This is a genomic window from Kurthia zopfii (assembly GCF_003143955.1).
Classification (GTDB): domain Bacteria; phylum Bacillota; class Bacilli; order Bacillales_A; family Planococcaceae; genus Kurthia; species Kurthia zopfii.
In genome coordinates, this window is the sequence record NZ_QFVS01000035.1 from 25,757 (window position 1) to 33,220 (window position 7,464).

A 7,464-nucleotide genomic window follows, 5' to 3' on the forward strand; every position below is an offset into this window, starting at 1 on the left:
AAAAAATTAGTTTGGGACAAAACACCTCATTCTCCTTTTTTTAGAGTTCGCACCGAAAAACCGGAACCGCGCCATAGCGAGATTCCGGTTTTTATTATGCTCATATATCCCAGTCTGACTATTTTACAAATAATCCGCAAGAATTGTCGACACATCCTGTGGTGTCACTTGCTGCTTCGTTGTATCTTCTTTTTCTGAAACAAATAGTATCTCCGCTTCATCCTTCGATTTTACACGTTCTCCTCGTGCATCTACATGCATTTTCAACAAATCATATAAATTCGGACGTACTTCTGAAACGACTGCTTGTAAGTGACGATCGACTATATTGCAATCATCATAATAGTTATTTGAGATCGAATTCTGCGCATCTGTCATAACTGTATCCAACCAGATTAATTCATCCTCTTTTACATCAATGACGAATGGCATAGCCTTCGTTTCATTATGCGTTAAACTAAATTTTTGACGTACTGTAGCTGGCTCAAACAGTTCACCACGATTTGCTTTCTCTCGTGCCATCCATCCCATATACAATTTCGGAATTTCATAAAATGGCGCACGATTATATGAGTAAACTTGTGCAACGACGTATCGAATCCCTCTTTTTTTCAATTTTTTCAAATTGAGATCTATGAATTCTGCCGCTCCATTTGGCGCATCTACTATGTCACCGCTATGAATTCCAAACTTATTTTTCAAATCATAATAGGAAATATTCCCTTTAATTTTGAAATCCTCATCATAGAAAGATGCACTTAAATCAATATCTACTCTGCAATCTTCCTCATCTTCAAATTCTGGGGACATGTCTAAGTTTTTCCAATGAATAAACATTCTTAAAATATGCTGATCATCTAATTTCATTCTCGAACCTCGCGCCAATGTGTGAAGCGATTGGCTTGAACTGCGCATCGTCAATGGAACGGTCATATTTTTCAATGATTTGCATAAATACACTTTTCCTAATGGCTTCAATTGCGAAAATCTTACTTTCAAATTTAGCTCACAAATTGCAATAATAGTTTTCGCTTCAGAACCTTTCAAAGGTGCTTGATTTTGTTCGATGACATACATTTTTGCGGCATTGCCCTTCGGTAAAAATGAGCGCACATCTTTTTGGTTTTTACTATTAATGAAAAACTGTCGCAATTGAAGTAGTACAGGTGTAGATACTTCATTGGCTACTTTGGAAAACGCATATGCTATTTGAGGATGCTCATTGAATGATCTTAGAATATGATTCAATCGACGTGCAAACTCACCTGGTCGTGTAGACAAGATGGCTAAAACCTTTGATAAATCACGTGAAGCAATTTCTTTCTCAATGCGACGATTAAAAGTTTCTATTTTAATATGATTTCTTAATTTAGTTATAACATCAAATGTGTGTGGATATTTGTCTTTATGCTCACCTGGATGAAGTCGCTCTGCTAAGCGCACCCAATACTCTTTATAACGTAGGAACTCCTCATTCTGTCCATTGATCGACTCTAAAATTGTCAAAATCAAACGACGTTCACTTCTTTTAAAGGAAATAAAATGAGGTGCTTCCTTTAAGCTGACATCGCCTTCGGAACGAGCAACTGCGAAACGAAGCACATCAGTAGGCGTTTTAAAGTAGTGCATCAGCTGCGAGGGTTCTACTTTCCCCTTTTTTAAAAGTGAGGCAATGGCAAAGGCCATAATTTCCTTATTCGGCATTTCTTCAGGAATAAAAGTCATTGGATTCGGCAATTGTTGGATTGCTTCATCGAGAATTTCAAAATTAGATTGTGAAATGGACGATTTCGAAGCGAGTAATTGTGTAATCAATTGCTCAAATTCATCTTCTTCTGCTAGATCAATGATCGTCAATTTATGACGTTCGATCAATTTTCTTCGCGCTTTTTTCTGAAAATCAATTCGTGCATTCGTCGAATAATGCATAATTGCGTTAAAATACAATGATGCTAAATCTAAATCAACCACTTGCTTCGGAAAATTCGGATAGAATGGTTCATACTCAACATCTGCACCTACTAGAGTGATTAACTGTTCTTCCAATTGTTGAATGAGTGCCTTAAATTGATCGTCACTCAAAGTGCGTAATCGCTCAATCATTTTCGTTGAAAAAGTATAGCCAAGCTGTTCAATATTCATTAATGCAGTTGCTAATAATGGTTCATTTAATACATACTTGCTTTCATGTATGTGAATTTTATTTTTAGTCTTTAATAATATGTAATTTTCGGTTGTCATAGAAACACTCCTTTGCATATGAATACCTTTATCATAGCATAAAAAAGCCATCCTCTTTGGAAGATGGCTTTAGAACAGTTATTTTTGTGTCACTTTTTGTAAATAGGCAATGGTTGAAGCTTGGTCACGTAATACTTCTTTTTCTCGTTTTTCATCAGAAACTATTTTTTGCTTCGTTTTCACAAGTACTTCTTCTAAATTGGCTTTCGGCACAACGATGACACCATCTAAATCGGCAAAAACATAGTCACCTGGCGAGATTGACACTGCGCCAAGTGACACGGGAACATTCACTTTGCCACCACCGTTTTTCACACCTGCTACTACAGTAGTTCCTTTGCAAAATACCGGAAAATCTAAAGAACGAACTGCTTCTAAATCTCGAATTACGCCATTGACAATTAAACCTGCAATTCCGACTTTTTGCATCATCGAAATGACAAAATCGCCAGCAACTGCTCGGTTGCAATCTCCTCGCGCATCGACTACAAGAACATCACCTTCTTCCGCTAAAAGTAGCGCTTCTAATACAGCACCATTTTCACCAACTGGTAATTGTACTGTAATTACTTTGCCCGCCAATACTAAATCATCTCGAATTACTTGAATACCATGCCCGACGAAACCTTCACCATTTTGGCCGTCGCTGATTGCAGTTGTTGGATAGTAATTTATTTTCATATTGAATGCTCCTTTTCGAAGCTGACCTAATTTTATTATAAAGTAAATATTCTGACATTAATAGTAAAAAATAGAGATCGCATTAAATGCGACCTCTACGAATACTTAGTGAGTTACAGCTGAACTTGATTTTGCTTTTGCACGTTGTTTACCAATAATGTTGAATGGTTTGCCAAGTGGTAAGAATTCGAAACCGAAGTGACGGTTTAGAACGTTTACACCAGCACCATAAATACTTAACATACCGATTAATAATTCAGAGTATGCTGCTACATTGTGCATGAATGTTTCCATAATACCTAAGCTGCTTAAGCCTAAACCTAGGAATAGGAAGTTAATTAAGAAGAAAATTAAGAATAAGACCTTGTTTGTTTCTAATGCACCAATTGTCATAAATACTGTGAATGCTAAGAAGCCTAAGTATACGACACCTAATTGATGAATATCTGTTTGTGCTGCTAATACTTCTCCAAATACGCCCGCTTGTACTAACCAGCCACCACCTACTGCTAACCAGAAGAAGCCATAAGCTCCGAATGCTGTAGCACCGAATGTATTACCGATTTTTGCATCTAAAATTGAAGCGTAAATTTGTGCGAATCCGCCTAAGAAGATTGCCCATGGAAGAACGAAACCTAATCCTTCTGTCCACCCTAGTTTTTGAGTTGAAGCAACTAATGTAACAATTGCTAAACCGAATAAACCAATACCTGATGGATCTGCTGAAGTAACTCGAACATCTTGAACCTGTTTCATACCAATTCCCCCTACTTTATGTGTTGTATTTTCTTTAATAAGTAAATAGTAACCGTTTACAGACTAATTTTCATGAAATTGTCATAAATAAGTAAATCAATTACTCTATTAAGAAAATAATGTACCTAAAAGAGAAAATAATAATTTAAAAGAGAATAAAAACGATTGTACTAATACAAGTGTTTCTGACTTATAACAATTGATTAATTCCTTTTATATTGCGGTTTATTAGAGAAAAATAAAAGCTGAATCGAGAAATTAATCGATTCAGCCTGAGTATTAGAATGAGTAAATCTTGTTATTAAAGTTCTTTTGCAAAGTAGAGCATGTCAATTGCTTGAATGCCGTTTTCAAAAATTGGCTCTTTGTAATCTGTAAAGAAGTCATGTGTGATCGAATCTAGTCGATAGCCTGCTTTTTGGTAGAATGCAATATTACTAATAGAAGAATTGGCTGTTCCCACTTTCATTAGTTGCGCTCCGTCATCATATGAAATTCGTTCAACAAAACGTAATGCCTTCTTCCCAATCCCTTGTCCTTGAAGTTCTGGAATGATGGCAATATTCTTTATTTCGTAATAGCCTTCACATTCAATAATTTGAATTACTCCAGCACGTTTATTATTTTCATTGATTTCAAATAACTTGCCTTCGTTAATATAACCCATGACGACATCTTGATCCTCATCAGCTAACAATAATAAATCTAACAGTTTTTCTCTAGCTCCAACTGGTACCTCGAATAATTGCATAAATCTTCACTCCTATCATTTCGTTGTTGCAAGTAATACTTCTATAACCTAAATATTTTTGATACTCATTAAGTGTACCGTTTTAATTGGTTTTTTTATACATTCAGTTTTACGTATATATTTTCGTTTATGTACGAATTCTAGTAAAATTCATAAATATTAAATTTAGAAATTTCTGTAAATAGCAATTCGATAAATAATACAGTATATGAATACCCTTACATTCTATATTATTATAGTGTATTTCCATTCAACAAATGTGTTTTTTATGCATTTGAGCGTAAATAAAAACAGGGTTACTCGTCTAAATCCGAGCTAAAAACCCTGTTTTGAAAATTATTTTCGTTTCTTCGGTTGGTGGTTTGCATCCCATTCACGAAGATCACGTTGATAAAGTGCTTCATTTGTTAATTTTTGAAGTCCTTTTGTTTCATCAATCGTTTTTTGCATGAATTCTTCGTATTTTTCTTTATTGCCTTGCATATTTGCAACATATGCTTCTACATAGTATTCCATCCAGATGAAATCTAGGCTTAATCCTCTTGCGACACCGTATTTACCAAGTGCTGCTTCAAGAATGGCAATATTAAAACGTTTACGAGGACTCGTCTTCATCGTTGAAACGATTTGTTTTGCTTCCGTTAAATTATTTAAGCGTAAAGCGCGAAGGAATTGATAATCAAGTACCGTTTCTTCGTTTTTCACTTTTTTCTCAACTAATGCAATTGCTGCAAGTTCATCTTCTAATGTACCGTCTTGAACGGCTAATACATAAGCAAACATCGGTGATTTCTTCTGAAACTTAATCGCAAATTTCGTTAATTTCGTATTGCGTGTTGAAGTCATAGCGTACATATAGGCAATTACTAGCACGATTGCAGTAACGGTGAAGAATGTTAGTGCAACAGTTTGCGGCACGCCTAATGCGACTGCGCCGATTCCAAGTACAAGTACGACAACATAAATTACGACAAATTTTAATATGTTCATTTAATTCCCTACCATTCGTGTCATATGTGAGTTTTTATACTATCTAATAGTACCAATCGCACTGGCGTTGGGCAATTGAAAACTCCTCTAAATAAAGTGTTTATTATGCATTGTCAATAATTCTACAAATTCTACCTACTTGACCATCCGTTAATCGAACTTTAATGCCATGCGGGTGGAAGCTACTATTCGTAAGTAAATCTTTGACAGTACCGATTGTTTCGATTCCTGTACGCTGGTCCTTTTTCAATACGATTGCGACTTCAATTCCTGGTTTTACGTCTTTTCTATTTTTTCCGTCCATTTTTTCACCTCTTTTAAAATAACAAATAGGCTTCGTTTTCACGAAACCCACTGTTTTTTATTCACTTAATACTTCATTAAATAATGGTGCAATATTTTCGATGAATCGATCTGCACTTTCCTTCGAATTAAGCGTCAATTTGTAAGTACGACCTGTTTGTTCCAATGTGAATTCAATACCAAATTCATTGAATTTCTCTTGTAGCGCATCAATTGAAATAATATCGTAGTGCGTTAAAATCGAAATATCTAATAAATCAAATGGTTGACCATCTTGAGCGACAGCATAAATTCTTTCGACATAACCATTATTTTTATTTGTTAACATTTGATTCACTTTAAACTTCTGTTCCATTTGGCATCAACCTCTTTTATATTCTCTCTTTTATGATGCCATAATCCAAACAATCTGTAAATACCGTTACTTCTTCTGAACTGTAATTGTCCACGCCGCTTCGCCTATTTGTTCAAAATTCGTCACACTATGCCCTGCTTCGGCTGCCCATTTTGGAATTGATTCTGTACCTTGTGTACAATCAAAATTGATGACTAGATCTTCACCTGATTTGATTTCTTCAATCGCTGATTTTGCTTCCACTAACGGAAATGGACACACTTTACCATTCGTTTCTAATACTTTTACCATTTCAAATTCCCCCTATTATGCTTCTACCGAAGTAGACACCGTTGATTTTTTCTTATTTGGTCGGACAAAAACAAAATACGTTGCTGTCCAGACGCCGAAAATCGTAAATGCTAATGAAATCCACCCTTGCCAAGAGAACATCGCAGTTTGTACTAAACCATTACCGATTGTACAACCACCTGCCAAGCTTGCACCGAATCCCATTAAAATACCACCGAGTAAACTTGAAACCATAGTTTTGGCATCAGGTACACGTAAGCGGAATTCTCCACTCCCTTTCGCTGCAACGAATGAACCTATGAATAACCCTAAAACTAGGAAAACGCCCCAGTTTAAATATTGCGCATCACCCATTACTAAATATTGAATAATATTTGCGGAAGGTGTTGTAATACCAAGCCCAGACATACGTCCTGTCGCTTCGCTTAAAACCCACGCGACTATAGCGATGATCCCAACTAATGATGCTGTCACGAATGGTGGCCATCTTTTTTCAAATAAAATATGTGCAATACCTGTCTTTTTCGCTTTCATTTTTGGAATGGCGATTTTCGGTTTCTTCGATTCATTCCATAAAATAATTGCGACAATGATGACTAAAATGGCGATTAAAATCCATACATCCACGCCAATTGATCGAGAAATCGAGTTATCCATTACTTGAATCGATGATAATTGCGTATTAACAGGTAAAAGTACCCCCGTTTTCATAATTGCGCTCGTTAACATATAAAAAATAAGTGCAATCCAACTGCCTATTAGGCCTTCTGCTGCACGATACCATGTACCAGTTGCACAACCGCCGGCTAAAATAATACCGATGCCGAATATAAATGAGCCAAGCGCAACAGCTACCCATGAGTATGTACCTGCTTCATATTGAATGACATCGAATGCAATCAATGCGTAAACACCTACTGCTTGAATCGCAATCGCAAGTAATAATGCATAAAACATACGATTATCCTTTGGTGAACTACTCGCCACTTAGCTAAACCTTGCGGTTCTTCACGCTTGAAGTGGGAGCTTCTTGGGAATAGAGCGTACTTGCAAGTGTATTTCTTTACTTGCAGCGGTTTCTCTTATTTGACCGAGC

The 7,464-nt window shown here is 36.1% G+C and carries 9 protein-coding genes; all 9 read right to left on the minus strand.

Annotation, left to right across the window (positions count from 1 at the left end; translation table 11 throughout):
• Positions 1-123 precede the first annotated feature (123 nt).
• Positions 124-2,241, minus strand: coding sequence for a TerD family protein (locus DF281_RS11670; RefSeq protein ID WP_109350438.1), 2,118 nt, complete (start codon positions 2,239-2,241; stop codon positions 124-126).
• A 78-nt stretch (positions 2,242-2,319) separates the two neighbouring features.
• Complete coding sequence (locus DF281_RS11675; protein ID WP_109350439.1) at positions 2,320-2,922, minus strand: RraA family protein; 603 nt, start codon at positions 2,920-2,922, stop codon at positions 2,320-2,322.
• A 105-nt stretch (positions 2,923-3,027) separates the two neighbouring features.
• Positions 3,028-3,678 (minus strand): acetate uptake transporter, encoded by a 651-nt coding sequence (locus DF281_RS11680; RefSeq protein ID WP_109350440.1) that lies wholly within the window; start codon positions 3,676-3,678, stop codon positions 3,028-3,030.
• Positions 3,679-3,979: 301 nt separating this feature from the next.
• Positions 3,980-4,429, minus strand: coding sequence for a GNAT family N-acetyltransferase (locus tag DF281_RS11685; RefSeq protein ID WP_109350441.1), 450 nt, complete (start codon positions 4,427-4,429; stop codon positions 3,980-3,982).
• Between the two features lie 336 nt (positions 4,430-4,765).
• Positions 4,766-5,419 carry a hypothetical protein gene (locus tag DF281_RS11690; RefSeq protein WP_109350442.1) on the minus strand — a complete coding sequence of 218 codons (654 nt, stop codon included), beginning with the start codon at positions 5,417-5,419 and terminating at the stop codon, positions 4,766-4,768.
• Between the two features lie 103 nt (positions 5,420-5,522).
• A complete protein-coding gene (locus DF281_RS11695; protein ID WP_109350443.1) occupies positions 5,523-5,723 on the minus strand; it encodes a YwbE family protein in 201 nt (66 codons plus the stop codon).
• 57 nt (positions 5,724-5,780) lie between these two features.
• The gene (locus tag DF281_RS11700) at positions 5,781-6,077 is read right to left on the minus strand and encodes a hypothetical protein (RefSeq protein ID WP_109350444.1); all 297 of its coding nucleotides are present in this window, start codon (positions 6,075-6,077) and stop codon (positions 5,781-5,783) included.
• A gap of 66 nt (positions 6,078-6,143) precedes the next feature.
• A complete protein-coding gene (locus DF281_RS11705; protein WP_109350445.1) occupies positions 6,144-6,368 on the minus strand; it encodes a sulfurtransferase TusA family protein in 225 nt (74 codons plus the stop codon).
• A 15-nt stretch (positions 6,369-6,383) separates the two neighbouring features.
• On the minus strand, positions 6,384-7,325 hold the full coding sequence (locus DF281_RS11710) for a YeeE/YedE family protein (RefSeq protein WP_109350446.1): 942 nt from the start codon (positions 7,323-7,325) through the stop codon (positions 6,384-6,386).
• Positions 7,326-7,464 lie beyond the last annotated feature (139 nt).